This window comes from Pseudophaeobacter profundi (genome assembly GCF_029697505.1).
In the GTDB taxonomy this organism is placed as follows: domain Bacteria; phylum Pseudomonadota; class Alphaproteobacteria; order Rhodobacterales; family Rhodobacteraceae; genus Pseudophaeobacter; species Pseudophaeobacter profundi.
The window spans coordinates 363,580-376,090 of the sequence record NZ_JARJEF010000003.1 but is presented as its reverse complement, the minus strand read 5'-3'; the positions used below and the strand labels follow the sequence as shown (position 1 = coordinate 376,090).

General features: G+C 59.4%; 13 protein-coding genes. 8 read left to right on the top strand and 5 right to left on the bottom strand.

Annotated features, from left to right (window positions below):
- The first annotated feature begins 148 nt into the window (after window positions 1-148).
- The 3 genes from P2081_RS07730 (at window position 149) to P2081_RS07720 (ending at window position 2,122) form a co-directional block, all read left to right on the top strand.
- A complete protein-coding gene (locus tag P2081_RS07730; RefSeq protein WP_278922291.1) occupies window positions 149-1,246 on the top strand; it encodes a calcium-binding protein in 1,098 nt (365 codons plus the stop codon).
- Between the two features lie 170 nt (window positions 1,247-1,416).
- On the top strand, window positions 1,417-1,686 hold the full coding sequence (rpsO, locus tag P2081_RS07725; RefSeq protein WP_278922290.1) for a 30S ribosomal protein S15: 270 nt from the start codon (window positions 1,417-1,419) through the stop codon (window positions 1,684-1,686).
- A 136-nt stretch (window positions 1,687-1,822) separates the two neighbouring features.
- Window positions 1,823-2,122, top strand: a complete 300-nt coding sequence (locus P2081_RS07720; RefSeq protein WP_278922289.1) for a DUF6525 family protein — start codon at window positions 1,823-1,825, stop codon at window positions 2,120-2,122.
- A gap of 259 nt (window positions 2,123-2,381) precedes the next feature.
- Here the strand turns inward: P2081_RS07720 and P2081_RS07715 are convergent, their stop codons facing one another.
- Entirely contained in the window at window positions 2,382-2,810 is a 429-nt protein-coding gene (locus P2081_RS07715) for a PACE efflux transporter (protein WP_278922288.1), read from the bottom strand.
- Window positions 2,811-3,119: 309 nt separating this feature from the next.
- Here P2081_RS07715 and pnp point away from each other — a divergent pair, with 309 nt between their 5' ends.
- Both pnp and P2081_RS07705 read left to right on the top strand, forming a co-directional pair.
- Window positions 3,120-5,252, top strand: a complete 2,133-nt coding sequence (gene pnp, locus P2081_RS07710) for a polyribonucleotide nucleotidyltransferase (RefSeq protein ID WP_278922287.1) — start codon at window positions 3,120-3,122, stop codon at window positions 5,250-5,252.
- Between the two features lie 180 nt (window positions 5,253-5,432).
- A complete protein-coding gene (locus P2081_RS07705) occupies window positions 5,433-6,146 on the top strand; it encodes a glycosyltransferase family 25 protein (protein WP_278922286.1) in 714 nt (237 codons plus the stop codon).
- Between the two features lie 147 nt (window positions 6,147-6,293).
- On the opposite strand, the gene P2081_RS07700 is transcribed toward P2081_RS07705, so the two are convergent.
- Complete coding sequence (locus P2081_RS07700; protein ID WP_278922285.1) at window positions 6,294-6,947, bottom strand: peroxiredoxin; 654 nt, start codon at window positions 6,945-6,947, stop codon at window positions 6,294-6,296.
- A 275-nt stretch (window positions 6,948-7,222) separates the two neighbouring features.
- Between P2081_RS07700 and P2081_RS07695 the strand changes: the two genes are divergently transcribed.
- Window positions 7,223-8,662, top strand: a complete 1,440-nt coding sequence (locus tag P2081_RS07695) for an aldehyde dehydrogenase family protein (protein ID WP_278922284.1) — start codon at window positions 7,223-7,225, stop codon at window positions 8,660-8,662.
- Window positions 8,663-8,758: 96 nt separating this feature from the next.
- Here P2081_RS07695 and P2081_RS07690 read toward each other — a convergent pair whose 3' ends face one another.
- On the bottom strand, window positions 8,759-9,202 hold the full coding sequence (locus tag P2081_RS07690) for a glyoxalase superfamily protein (protein ID WP_278922283.1): 444 nt from the start codon (window positions 9,200-9,202) through the stop codon (window positions 8,759-8,761).
- 277 nt (window positions 9,203-9,479) lie between these two features.
- Here P2081_RS07690 and P2081_RS07685 point away from each other — a divergent pair, with 277 nt between their 5' ends.
- Complete coding sequence (locus P2081_RS07685) at window positions 9,480-10,328, top strand: alpha-1,2-fucosyltransferase (protein ID WP_278922282.1); 849 nt, start codon at window positions 9,480-9,482, stop codon at window positions 10,326-10,328.
- Window positions 10,329-10,347: 19 nt separating this feature from the next.
- Here P2081_RS07685 and P2081_RS07680 read toward each other — a convergent pair whose 3' ends face one another.
- Window positions 10,348-11,001, bottom strand: a complete 654-nt coding sequence (locus P2081_RS07680) for a pseudouridine synthase (RefSeq protein ID WP_278922281.1) — start codon at window positions 10,999-11,001, stop codon at window positions 10,348-10,350.
- Between the two features lie 113 nt (window positions 11,002-11,114).
- Between P2081_RS07680 and P2081_RS07675 the strand changes: the two genes are divergently transcribed.
- Window positions 11,115-11,525: a nuclear transport factor 2 family protein gene (locus P2081_RS07675; protein ID WP_278922280.1), complete on the top strand. Its 411-nt coding sequence runs from the start codon at window positions 11,115-11,117 to the stop codon at window positions 11,523-11,525.
- A 55-nt stretch (window positions 11,526-11,580) separates the two neighbouring features.
- Here P2081_RS07675 and rarD read toward each other — a convergent pair whose 3' ends face one another.
- Window positions 11,581-12,486, bottom strand: coding sequence for an EamA family transporter RarD (gene rarD / locus P2081_RS07670; RefSeq protein ID WP_278922279.1), 906 nt, complete (start codon window positions 12,484-12,486; stop codon window positions 11,581-11,583).
- Between the last annotated feature and the right edge of the window lie 25 nt (window positions 12,487-12,511).

Genomic DNA, 12,511 nt, shown 5'->3' with positions numbered 1-12,511 from the left:
ATTCTCTCCAAGCCGTTGAACTTGCCAGCAAAGCACCCAGGCGCCATGTTCCGCATTTGTTTGGAGACAATTAAGCCGGATATGGCAGACTGACCACGGATCGTCACCCTAGTCTGCGCGACGGTCGCTTTGGTTTTGGAGTGATGCCATGTTGTGGTTTGCGGGTCTTTTAGGGCTTATGGGGATTGGCGGTGCCGCCCTGTTGGATTTTAGCGACGATCAGACCTCAGAGGATCAGGCCGGGGACGATGCTTCGCCGGTTGCCCCTGTGGTTCCTGCCGATGAATTCCTTGATGGCGCAACAGAGGGCGACACCGACAGCGGCACCGACAGCGGGCTGGAACTCTGCGATTTTATTGACAGCAGCAGTGACACAGACAGCGAGAGCAACGGCAGTGGAGATCTGCCATTGTTGGACGGGCCGCAGCTGACAGGGTCTGACCTGGCTGACACCATTGTCGGCAGCGACCTAAACGACCACATCACCGGCCTGGCCGGCAACGACCAGCTGAACGGCTATGCGGGCGACGATTCCATCGAGGGCGGCGCAGGCAATGACAGCCTGCATGGGGCAACAGGGGACGACACGCTGGCGGGGGGCAGCGGCGGTGACACCCTGCACGGAGAATACGGCGATGACGCGCTGCGGGGCGATGCGGGCGACGACGCGCTGTTTGGCCATTTTGGTGCGGACACCCTGACAGGCGACGACGGCAACGATACCGCCCATGGCGGTGCGGACAACGACAGCCTGGACGGCGGGGCCGGCAATGACGCGCTGCATGGCAATGACGGCAATGACACGCTGGCAGGCGGCGACGGTCAGGACAGCTTGTTTGGCGGCAGCGGCGATGATTTTGTCTGGGGTGCCGATGATGGCGATGAGACGGATTACCTCAACGGCGGCGCGGGCGATGACACCCTGGTGGCCGGAGCCGGCGATATCGTAACCGCAGGCGACGGCGCGGATCACATCTGGGCCGAAGATCTGGCAGGCAGCGGCGAGGCTGTTGAATTGATTGATTTTGACAGGTCCGAAGATCAGCTGGTGGTCTTCTGGACCCCGGATAGCGAAGCGGAGCCGCAGATCACAATCGAACCCGATGAAGAGACCCCCGGCCAGCAGATCATCCGGGTCAATGGCACCGAGGTTCTGCGCCTTTCGGGCGGCGAAGGGCTGAGCGTCGCTGACATCGCGCTGATCGACAGCCAATCTGCGATCTCTGCCGGGTTCTTGCCTGGTTAATCTCAGCAGAATGATCGGGGCAAAACATCTTTGCCTTTTCCCGCAATACCGCCTATACGCCCGCATCTGCTCTGCATCTGTCATAGATTCGGGACAGCTCTACTCCATGGGCCTGCGCTGGACGACATCCCGGCCTGTGCCATCCCTCTAACCTTTTTAAGGAGACCCCGATGTCGATTACAGCTGAAGAAAAAGCACGCTTGATGAAAGAATTCGCAACCAAAGAAGGCGACACCGGTTCGCCCGAAGTACAGGTTGCCCTCCTTACCTCGCGCATCAACACCCTGACCGAGCACTTCAAAACCCACAAAAAAGACAACCACGGTCGTCGTGGCCTTTTGAAAATGGTTGCTCTGCGTCGTAAGCTGCTGGACTACACCAAAGGCAAAGATGTGGCCCGTTACCAGGACCTGATCAAACGCCTTGGCATCCGCCGCTAAGAACACCAATCCATTAGGATTATCAACGCCCGCTCTGATTAGAGCGGGCGTTTTTTGTTTGTCGCGGGGTGGCTCGCTTGCATCAAATGGATTCGATCAGTAGAAGGTGTCGATATATTATAACATAATATAATCGATGCCCTCTTCTTCAGCCACCCGCCCATCAAAACGCAACCTTGGTGAAACCAGCGTAAAGCGCCGCAAACGCAGCGAAGACCCCATGCGAGCCTATGACCAATTGCCGCGCGACCTGCGGCTTTGGATTCAGGGCGCCAAGCTGCCCTGGTCGCCTGCCTCTTGCCGCAAAGTCTGGCTAAAGACCAAAGCCAGAGGCGACACTCTGGAACAGGCCCTGGCCAGCCTGGACCGGGCAGAAGCGGCAACTCTGGCACGCAGCGATCGGCCTACACGGATCCCTGGAACAGGGGTGGCTTGATGCCTTTGATCGTTAGTCACGGCGCACCCATTCAAGACACCCGCACCAGACCCTTGCCTCTTCAGCCTTGTGGTCAATGCGGGACAGCAAGTCGATCAAATGATCTACTTGCCGATTCCCGGTGCAAAAAGACAACAGGCTAGTCAGATCAGAAGGGACTGATCCCCCCGAAGACGATTAAGAACAGGGTCTTTTACAGGGCAAACCCCGCGACCCTGCAACCGCTCGCAAGCAGTTTCACCATGGAAAGCGAAGCGCCTTAGTCAAGGCTGGCCTGCGCCGGAATCGGAAACACCAGGTCATAGGCCCAGTTGTAAACAAAAGCATAGACAAGATAAAATCCGGCGAACCCAAGGTCCATCACCAGCGCGGCCCAGATCCCGATTTGCAGGTGCCAGGCGATGAAGGGCAACAGCATCGCCAACAGACCAGCCTCAAACAGCAGCGCATGAAGAACCCGCAGGGTCGGCCATTTCTGACTGTGACCAACCCAGTGGATCATGGCGCGGTCAAAGCCAAGATTGAACAGATAGTTCCAGAGTGTGGCCAGGGTCGCCCCGACCAAGGCAATCACGCCAATCGCGTGCATCTCCAGCCCAAAGGCCCAGGCTCCCAGCGGGATGGCCACCAGTAGTCCGATTACTTCAAAACTGATGGCGTGACGAATTCGATCTGCTGTACTGCGCATCTGCGACCCCATATATCTGTGGCCCCAAAGGGCCCAAAACCGGGCCGTCCCGTGTGCTAACCCGCCGCATGCGGGGGAGGTCGTCCTCATCTTTTCAGTAATATATCGCCGCTCTTGCGCGTAGCAAGGCCCGCCCCCTGTGCTTTTCCTTTCTTTTGGCGACATTCTGCTGTAAGGGCGGTTTATCTGAGACACGTGCTTGGCTTCGACACGCGAAATAAAGATGGAAGAAGCCGGCGGCAATGCGGCCGCTACATGCAACGGGAGACCCGGGATCCGCCTGGGAGTGCTCCCATATAGGATGCTGACATGTTCAACGTTACGAAAAAATCGATGCAGTGGGGCGAAGAAACGCTGACACTGGAAACGGGCAAGGTTGCCCGTCAGGCTGATGGCTCGGTCATCGCCACCCTGGGTGAAACAAGCGTTATGGCCAACGTGACTTTTGCCCGCCAGCAAAAGCCTGGCCAGGACTTCTTTCCCCTGACCGTCCACTATCAGGAAAAATACTATGCCGCGGGTAAAGTGCCCGGCGGTTTCTTCAAGCGCGAAGCGCGCCCCACCGAAAAAGAAACACTGACTGCGCGCCTGATCGACCGTCCGATCCGCCCGCTGTTTGTGCCTGGCTTCAAAAACGAAGTCCTGGTGATGTGCACCGTGCTGAGCCACGATCTGGTCAATGACCCGGACATGGTTGCGATGATCGCGGCCTCTGCCGCGTTGACCCTGTCTGGCGCGCCCTTCATGGGTCCAATCGCAGCGGCCCGCGTTGGTTTTGAAGGCGGCGAATACGTCCTCAACCCAACCGTCGACGACATGCAGGACCTGCGCCTGAACCCTGATCAGCGCCTGGATCTGGTTGTTGCCGGCACCAAAGACGCGGTGATGATGGTCGAATCCGAAGCCTATGAGCTGTCGGAAGCTGAAATGCTCGGCGCGGTCAAATTTGCCCATGACGCCATCCAGCCTGTGATCGACCTGATCATCTCGCTGGCGGAAGAAGCAGCAAAAGAGCCCTTCGATTTTGCTGCGCCTGACTATGCCGATCTGTTTGAAGCGGTGAAAGCTGCGGGTGAAACAGAAATGCGCGCCGCCTTTGCGATCAGCGACAAGCAAGAGCGCACCGCCGCTGTTGCCGCCGCACGCGCCACCATCAAAGAATCCCTGACCGAAGAGCAGCTGGACGACGCCAACCTTGGTTCCGCCCTGAAAAAGCTGGAAGCGGGCATTCTGCGTGGCGATGTTGTCAAAACCGGCAAGCGTATCGATGGCCGTGCCACCGATGAGATCCGCGATATCGTTTCCGAAACCGGCCTGCTGCCGCGTACACACGGTTCTGCCCTGTTCACCCGTGGTGAAACCCAGGGTCTGGTTGTGACCACGCTGGGCACCGGCGACGATGAGCAGTTCATCGACGCGCTGCATGGCAACTTCAAATCCAACTTCCTGCTGCACTATAACTTCCCTCCCTATTCGGTTGGTGAAGTTGGTCGTGTGGGCGGCCCCGGCCGTCGTGAAATTGGTCACGGTAAGCTGGCATGGCGCGCGCTTCAGGCGGTTCTGCCTGCGGCAACCGACTTCCCCTACACCATCCGCGTGGTCTCCGAGATCACCGAATCCAACGGCTCCTCCTCGATGGCTTCGGTCTGCGGTGGCTCCTTGTCGATGATGGATGCAGGCGTGCCGCTGAAAGCACCGGTTGCTGGTGTTGCCATGGGTCTGATCCTGGAAGACGACGGTTCCTACGCGATCCTGTCCGACATCCTGGGTGACGAAGATCACCTTGGCGACATGGACTTCAAAGTGGCCGGTACCGAAGCAGGTATCACCTCTTTGCAGATGGACATCAAGATCGCAGGCATCACGCCCGAGATCATGGAAAAAGCCCTGGAGCAGGCCAAAGCAGGCCGTATCCACATCCTGGGCGAGATGAACAAAGCACTGTCCGGTGCTGCGGAATTCTCGGTCCACGCGCCACGCATCGAAACCATGCAGGTGCCCACCGACAAGATCCGTGAAGTCATCGGTTCCGGCGGTAAAGTCATCCGCGAGATCGTCGAAGTTTCCGGCGCCAAGGTGGATATCAATGACGAAGGCATCATCAAGATCGCATCGCCCAACGGCGACTCGATCAAGAAAGCCTACGACATGATCTATTCCATCGTGGCCGAGCCCGAAGAAGGCAAAGTCTACACCGGGAAAGTTGTCAAAATCGTCGACTTCGGCGCCTTTGTGAACTTCTTTGGCAAGCGCGACGGCCTGGTGCACGTCAGCCAGATCGAAAACCGCCGCCTGAACCACCCTTCGGATGTTCTGAAGGAAGGCCAGGAAGTGAAAGTGAAGCTCTTGGGCTTTGACGATCGCGGCAAGGTCCGCCTGTCGATGAAGATGATCGACCAGGAAACCGGCGAAGAGATGGCTCCTGAGAAAAAAGAAGACTGATCCAGCCTTCTGATCTGACCAAACGAAAGGCCCCGGCGTGTTGCGCTGGGGCCTTTTTCATGCCCGTTGCGGCACCAGATCATCCCATGTTTCAAACGGGTACAGATCATCAATGGCAAGCAGGCACCGGGTCTTTGGCAGGAAGCTTTCCCTGGCGCCGGATCTGCGCTAGGTGAAGACATGCATTCGCTGATCATCCATATGCCCGGCAGCAGCAACCGCGCCGCCAATGTCGAACACCTGCTGTTCTCGCTGCCCAACGCCGAGGTGATCGAGGCGGTGAACGGGCGCAAGGTGGCTGCGGACCATGCAGAGATGCTGCGCCCCGGCGATCTGCATCAGCCGCCCTACCCCTTTCCCCTCGGTCCCGGCGAAATTGGCTGCTTCCTGTCGCACCGACGCTGCTGGCAGCGCATTGTCGATACCGGCTGGGATTACGCGCTGATTGTCGAGGATGACCTGGCCCTTGATGCAATCGGCTGGGGCCAGGCCTGCGCCCTCATTAACCGCTTTGCGACCCCGGATCGCTTTATCCGCCTGCCCGCCAAACGCCGCGAGGCCCCCGCCACCCAGATCGGCCAGGAAGGCGACAGCAAACTGTTCCTACCCAAGGTGATCGGGCTGCAGACCGTGGCGCAGGTGGTTGGTCGCAGCGCCGCCCAGCGCCTGCTGGCCGCAACCGAGGTGCTGGACCGTCCGGTGGATACCTTTCTGCAGATGCACTGGATCCACCAGCAGCCGATTCACACCATCCTGCCCAACGGCGTTTCCGAACAAACCGAGGCGCTGGGGGGATCCACCATCCAGAAACGAAAATCTGGCAGCAAGCTCAGCCGCGAATTCAAACGCACTCTCTATCGCGCCCAGATTTCATCACGACCACAGAAGAGATAACCTGCCGATTTCGCACAGTCCGCTTCGATACGCCTAAGCGGCCTTGCAGCATCCGTCATCATGGGCCCGAGCTGACAAAACACACCGCATGAAACGGAAAAAAGGGGCCAATGGCCCCTTTTCACGTCTTGGGAAATGTCATCAGCCTTAGCTGGGCGCTTTGGTTTTGCGCAGGTAGGGGAAGACGGTCTCGAATTCGCCAAACTTGGCTTTGGCATCCTCATTCGACACGGTGGGCGGGATGATCACATCTTCACCCGGAACCCAGTTTGCCGGGGTGGCGACACCGTTGCCGATGGACATTTGCAGCCCATCCAAGGCGCGCAGGATCTCGGCAAAGTTGCGGCCAACGGTCATCGGGTAGGTCATCGACAGCTTCAGCTGCTTGTCCGGCCCAATGATAAAGACAGACCGCACCGTGGCGCTATCAGCAGGGGTGCGGCCATCGGGCAGGTAGGCCTCGGCGGGCAGCATGTCAAAAGCCTTGGAAACGGCCAGACCTTCATCGGCGATGATCGGGAAACCAGCGGCGGCATTGCCGTATTTCTCGATATCACCTTTCCATTTCTTGTGATCCTCAACACCATCAACAGAGACGCCGATGACCTTGGTGCCGCGCTTTGCCCATTCATCGCTCAGCTGCGCCACTGCCGAAAACTCGGTGGTGCAGACCGGGGTGAAATCCTTGGGGTGAGAAAACAAAATGGCCCAGCTGTCGCCGATCCAATCGTGGAAGCTGATTTCCCCCTGGTCGGTTTCGGCGGTGAAGTTTGGAACGACATCATTAATACGCAAACCCATAACGGTCTCCTCTTTGGTCATCATCGGGCCAGTCTTCAGCCCGGTTTCATGATGCCGCAACGTTACAGTCCAACAGAAGATTCACCACCCCAAAACACCAAAGCCAAGACTGATTGGGCCAATCCCTGCCAAACTTTGCCGTCAATCCGACTGGCACGAATAATTTGATCAAATTATTCCGCATGAGAGCTTGCCCCTCGGTAACCGGGATGACAGAGTACCGCTTGACCTCTGGCCCGCCAGCCAGAACCTGCATCGAAATGGGAGACCCGGACATGATTGAGAAACGCGACTTTTACATCAACGGTGCGTGGGTGGCCCCCGCACAGGCACATGATTTCGAAGTGATCGACCCCTCTACCGAAGAGGCCTGCGCGGTAATCTCGCTAGGCGATCAGGCCGATACCGACGCCGCCGTCGCCGCTGCCAAGGCCGCGCTGCCCGGTTGGATGGCTACCCCGGTGGCAGAGCGGATTGCCCTGGTGGAAAAACTGCTCGAGATTTATGCCAAACGCGGCGATGAAATGGCGGAAGCGATGTCTCTGGAAATGGGCGCCCCCATTTCAATGGCACGTAGCCAGCAGGTTGGCGCCGGCAGCTACCACCTGGACAACTTCATCAAAGAGGCCAAGGCCTTTGCCTTTGAAGAACCGCTTGGCGACCACGCCCCCAATGACCGCATCATCCATGAAGCGGTCGGCGTTGCAGCGCTGATCACCCCCTGGAACTGGCCAATGAATCAGGTCACCCTGAAGGTGGGTGCGGCGGCGGTTGCCGGCTGTACCATGGTGCTGAAGCCGTCTGAGCAAAGCCCGCTGAATGCAATGCTGTTTGCCGAAATGATGGACGAGGCCGGTTTCCCCAAAGGCGTCTTCAATCTGGTCAATGGTGATGGCGTTGGCGTTGGCTCACAGCTGAGCGCCCACCCCGACGTGGATATGGTGTCTTTCACCGGCTCTACCCGCGCAGGCACCGCGATTTCCAAAGCCGCCGCAGATACCCTGAAAAAGGTGCATCTGGAGCTGGGCGGCAAAGGCGCCAACCTGGTGTTTGACGATGCCGATGAAAAGGCCGTGAAACGCGGCGTGCTGAGCATGATGAACAACACCGGCCAAAGCTGCAACGCACCAAGCCGGATGTTGGTGCAAAAGGGCGTCTATGATCAGGCCGTCGCCACCGCCGCCGAAGTAGCGGCCAAGGTTTCCGTTGGCCCGTCCTCAAACGAAGGCCGCCACATCGGCCCAGTGGTCAACGAGGTGCAGTGGAACAAGATTCAAGACCTGATCCAAAAGGGCATTGATGAAGGTGCCAAGCTGGTCGCCGGCGGCACCGGACGCCCCGAAGGCCTGAACAAGGGCTTTTACGTCAAGCCCACCGTCTTTGCCGATGTGAACAACCAGATGATTGTCGCGCGCGAAGAAATCTTTGGCCCAGTGCTCAGCATCATCCCCTTTGAAACCGAAGAGGAAGCCATCGAGATCGCCAATGATACGCCCTATGGGCTGACCAACTACGTACAGACTCAGGACAGCGCCCGCGCCAACCGTTTGGCCCGTGTGCTGCGCTCTGGCATGGTTGAAATCAACGGCAAGTCCCGCAGCGCCGGCGCGCCCTTTGGTGGCATGAAACAGTCCGGCAATGGCCGCGAAGGTGGTCGCTGGGGTATCGAAGACTTTCTTGAGGTCAAATCAGTGGGCGGCTGGACGCCAGAATAAGGCCAGCGCAGCCCTGAAAACCACGCAAAGGCCGCCCAAGGGCGGCCTTTGCTGTGTTCGCACCAGCGACAATCCTGCCTGCGCCCCCCGATACCGTCAGACCTTGGCGGCCCCTTCGACCACCAGCTGCGGCACCCCATCAGAGGTCTTGAGCGTCGAACAGCCATCCCAGCCGATCACCCCCCGAACCCGTTGCCGCAATGAGGAAAAGCTCTCAAAGCGCACCACATCCACGGGGGTATCGAGATGCAGGACAACTTGGCGGCTTTCTCCGTCTCCCATCAGGGTCAGGCTGCGCACCTCGGCGGTGAAGGCCTGCCCCAGATAGCGCCCGCGCACATGATCACCGACGCGCAGCTGCAACCGGTTCCCGGCCCGCGCCTGCAGAGTATTCCAATCGCGGGCGCCGTATTGCTGCGCCACCAGTTCCAGCGATTGCGAATGGCCCAGGGCAACGCCGCTGGACTTGAGCTGCTGTCGCAGCCGCTTTGCCTGGAGCTTTAACGCATCCACAGGCGGTATATTTGAAAAATCAGTCATCTGTATCTCGTCCCATAAAGGCACGCAGGTCATGATGGGGGCCGCATTGCCATCCAGCGCGCCAGAGATATGAGCGATAGATGTGATCTTGGTCTTTAGGGTTTCACCATGGCCCCGACAGGGCTGCGGCAGGCAGGGAACCCAAACCTTGCGCCCCCTTACGGCACTCGCCCGCTTTGCGTCAAGCCCCATGCCGCCGCCCGTGCGCAGGCCAGAACTGGTCAAACCGGAAAATTCGCTCTATTCACAAGGGCGCAAAGCCAGGAAGGACCCTGTCATGATCACCGCTCGCCTACATGGCCGTCTTGGCAACCAGATGTTTCAATACGCAGCCGCCCGCGCGCTGGCGCACCGCCTGCACTGCCCCGTGGCGCTGGACAGTCGCGGTGCAGAACAGCGCGGAGAGGGGGTGCTGACACGGGTCTTTGATCTGCCCCTCACCCCGCCTAGCCCGCTGCCGCCACTGAAAGACAAGGCGCCGCTGCGCTATGCCCTGTGGCGCGGGTTGGGGCTGGCGCCAAAGTTTCGCCGCGAGCGCGGGCTGGGCTATAACCCCGCGTTTGAAAGCTGGAGCGATGACAGCTACCTGCATGGCTATTGGCAGAGCGAGCGCTACTTTGCCGGTATCGCGAACCAGATTCGCGCCGATTTCACCTTCCCCGAGGTCTCAAATACCCAGAACGCCGAGATGGCAGCACAGATCACCGACGATAACGCCATCTCACTGCATGTGCGGCGCGGCGATTATGTGGCCCTCTCGGCCCATGTGCTCTGCGATCAGGCCTATTACGAAGCGGCGCTGGCGCGCCTTCTGGACGGGCTGGCCGGTGACGATCCCACGGTCTATGTGTTTTCTGATGATCCCGACTGGGCCAAGGAAAACCTTCCGTTGCCCTGTCGCAAGGTCGTTGTCGATTTCAACGGGCCGGAGACCGATTTCGAAGACATGCGCCTGATGAGCCTGTGCAAGCACAATATCATCGGCAACAGCTCTTTTTCCTGGTGGGCCGCCTGGTTGAACCAGAACGCGCAGAAACGGGTGGCGGGGCCGGCCAACTGGTTTGGCGACCCCAAATTGCACAACCCGGATATTTTGCCGCCAGACTGGCTGAAGATCAGTACCTGACGCCCCAGCGCTGATCCGGCTAGAAATCCGCCTTGGCGCGAAACTTCATCGACAGGCTGCTATCCGGGTGCTTGATCCGTAGCTCTTCGGAATGCAGCATCATGCGATCATAGTCCAATCCCGCGCCACTGGCATAGAGCGGATCGCCCAAGATCGCATGGCCCAGCGCCAGCATATGCACCCGCAGCTGATGGGTCCGCCCGGTCTTGGGCGTCAGACGCACGCGGGTTTCGTCCTCGCCAAATTTCACCACCCGGTATTCGGTCAGGGCGGGTTTTCCGGTGTCATGGCAGACCATCTGGCGCGGCCGATTCGGCCAATCCACGATCAGCGGCAGATCCACCTCTCCGGCCCTTGGCTCTAGCCGCCCGGCAAGACGCGCCACATAGACCTTGCGCGCAGTGCGTTTTTCAAATTGCATCGACAGATGTCGCTGCGCATGCGGCGTAACGCCAAAAACCAGCACCCCCGAGGTATCGCGGTCCAGCCGATGCACCAGCAGGGCCTCGGGGAAAACCGCTTGCACCCGTGTGAGCAGGCAATCGGCCAGGTGTTCGCCACGTCCGGGAACGCTGAGCAAACCGGCGGGCTTGTTGACCACCAGAATCTGGGCGTCATGATGCAGGATCTCCAGCGGGTCCTGCGGCGGGGTATAATCACTTGAAACTGCCATGAGCGCCTGCCTACTGCGCCTTGCTGTCCGGGGCAAGTTCCCGCAACGTCGCGCTTGCCCCACAGGCCGCCAAAGGCAAGCATCGCCGCAAGCAATCCAAGGGAGAGAAGACCATGCACCCAACCATCACCCGCATGCAGGAGGTCGTCGCCAAGGGCGAGGAAGAGGCCATCGCCGAGCTGCTGGCCGAAGACGTGCGGTTTCTGCCACCAACCTATTGGAAAACCTGGACTGGACGCGCACCTGTTGCCGCGGTTCTGGGCCATGTAGGGCAGATCTTCTTGGATTTCCGCTATCGCCGCATCATGGGCGACGGTGCCGATTGGGCCCTGGAGTTCCAGTGCAAGGTCGGTGATCTGGACTGCGTCGGCGTTGACCTGATCACGCTGAATGATGCCGGGCTGATCCAGACCTTCGAGGTGGTAATGCGCCCGCATAAAACGATTGGGGCGCTCCGCGACGCGATCAATGCACGGGTCCAGACAGATGCCCGCTTTCTAGAATTCCGCAAGGCGCTCAGCTAGAACGCCCCCCCCCCCCCCTGCGGCCTGGCCCAAAGCGGGCTTGGCCAGGGTGGCCTCAGGCGAGGGTCTTTGCCGGGCTGCGCCAGTTGCGGATCAATGGGATCGAATAGATCACCAAGGCTGCCCAGATCATCGGGAAGGCAATCATCCGGGCGCGGCCGAATTCCTCTCCGAACACAAAAACCGCGATCAAGAAGATCATGGTTGGCGCGATATATTGTAAAATCCCAATGGTCGAAAGCCGCAGCAATTTCGCGCCATTGGCATAGACGATCAGCGGCACCGCCGTCACCAAGCCACAGCCCATCAGCAGCCAGACATCAACGCCCTGAAAATGCGTTGTCCCAGTGACAGAAGCATAGACCAGATAGCCCAGCGCAGGCGGTGTCAGGATCAGCACCTCCAGCATAAAGCCCTGATTGGGGCCAACCGGCAGCCGCTTTTTGAAAAAGGCATAAAACCCCCAGCTGAGCGTCAGCCCAATGGCCGCCAGCGGCACGCGCCCGGCCTCAAGCGTCAACACCAGAACCCCGGCCGCCGCCAGGGCAATAGCCGCCAGCTGGGTGCGGCTCAGCTTCTCGCGCAGCAAGACCGCGCCCAGGGCAATACTGAACAGCGGGTTGATGTAATAGCCCAATGCGGCATCCAGCGCCTGCCCAGCCGAAATGGACCAGACATAGATCCCCCAGTTGATGGAAATCAGCGCCGCCGTCACGCAGGCCATCCCAAGGGTATGCGGACTGGTCAGCGCCGTGCGCAGATCACGGGTACGCCCCAGAAAGACCAGCAGGACCCCGGCCACCGGCACCGACCAAAGCACCCGATGCGCCACCACCTCGGCCGCAGGCACATGATCCAACAGCTTCATATACAGCGGCAAAAAACCCCACAGCAAATAGGCCGTAATGGCAAAGGCCAACCCCTGAGGGGTATCAACATTCTCGCGCGCATTCTGGGTCATCTGTGCCTCCTGTGACACGCCTTTA

What these genes read in the sequence shown, in the direction of transcription:
- P2081_RS07730 (WP_278922291.1), top strand. Translation starts at nt 149, where the DNA reads ATGTTGTGGTTTGCGGGTCTTTTAGGGCTTATGGGGATTGGCGGTGCC.
- rpsO (WP_278922290.1), top strand. Translation starts at nt 1,417, where the DNA reads ATGTCGATTACAGCTGAAGAAAAAGCACGCTTGATGAAAGAATTCGCA.
- P2081_RS07720 (WP_278922289.1), top strand. Translation starts at nt 1,823, where the DNA reads ATGCCCTCTTCTTCAGCCACCCGCCCATCAAAACGCAACCTTGGTGAA.
- P2081_RS07715 (WP_278922288.1), bottom strand. Translation starts at nt 2,810, where the DNA reads ATGCGCAGTACAGCAGATCGAATTCGTCACGCCATCAGTTTTGAAGTA.
- pnp (WP_278922287.1), top strand. Translation starts at nt 3,120, where the DNA reads ATGTTCAACGTTACGAAAAAATCGATGCAGTGGGGCGAAGAAACGCTG.
- P2081_RS07705 (WP_278922286.1), top strand. Translation starts at nt 5,433, where the DNA reads ATGCATTCGCTGATCATCCATATGCCCGGCAGCAGCAACCGCGCCGCC.
- P2081_RS07700 (WP_278922285.1), bottom strand. Translation starts at nt 6,947, where the DNA reads ATGGGTTTGCGTATTAATGATGTCGTTCCAAACTTCACCGCCGAAACC.
- P2081_RS07695 (WP_278922284.1), top strand. Translation starts at nt 7,223, where the DNA reads ATGATTGAGAAACGCGACTTTTACATCAACGGTGCGTGGGTGGCCCCC.
- P2081_RS07690 (WP_278922283.1), bottom strand. Translation starts at nt 9,202, where the DNA reads ATGACTGATTTTTCAAATATACCGCCTGTGGATGCGTTAAAGCTCCAG.
- P2081_RS07685 (WP_278922282.1), top strand. Translation starts at nt 9,480, where the DNA reads ATGATCACCGCTCGCCTACATGGCCGTCTTGGCAACCAGATGTTTCAA.
- P2081_RS07680 (WP_278922281.1), bottom strand. Translation starts at nt 11,001, where the DNA reads ATGGCAGTTTCAAGTGATTATACCCCGCCGCAGGACCCGCTGGAGATC.
- P2081_RS07675 (WP_278922280.1), top strand. Translation starts at nt 11,115, where the DNA reads ATGCACCCAACCATCACCCGCATGCAGGAGGTCGTCGCCAAGGGCGAG.
- rarD (WP_278922279.1), bottom strand. Translation starts at nt 12,486, where the DNA reads ATGACCCAGAATGCGCGCGAGAATGTTGATACCCCTCAGGGGTTGGCC.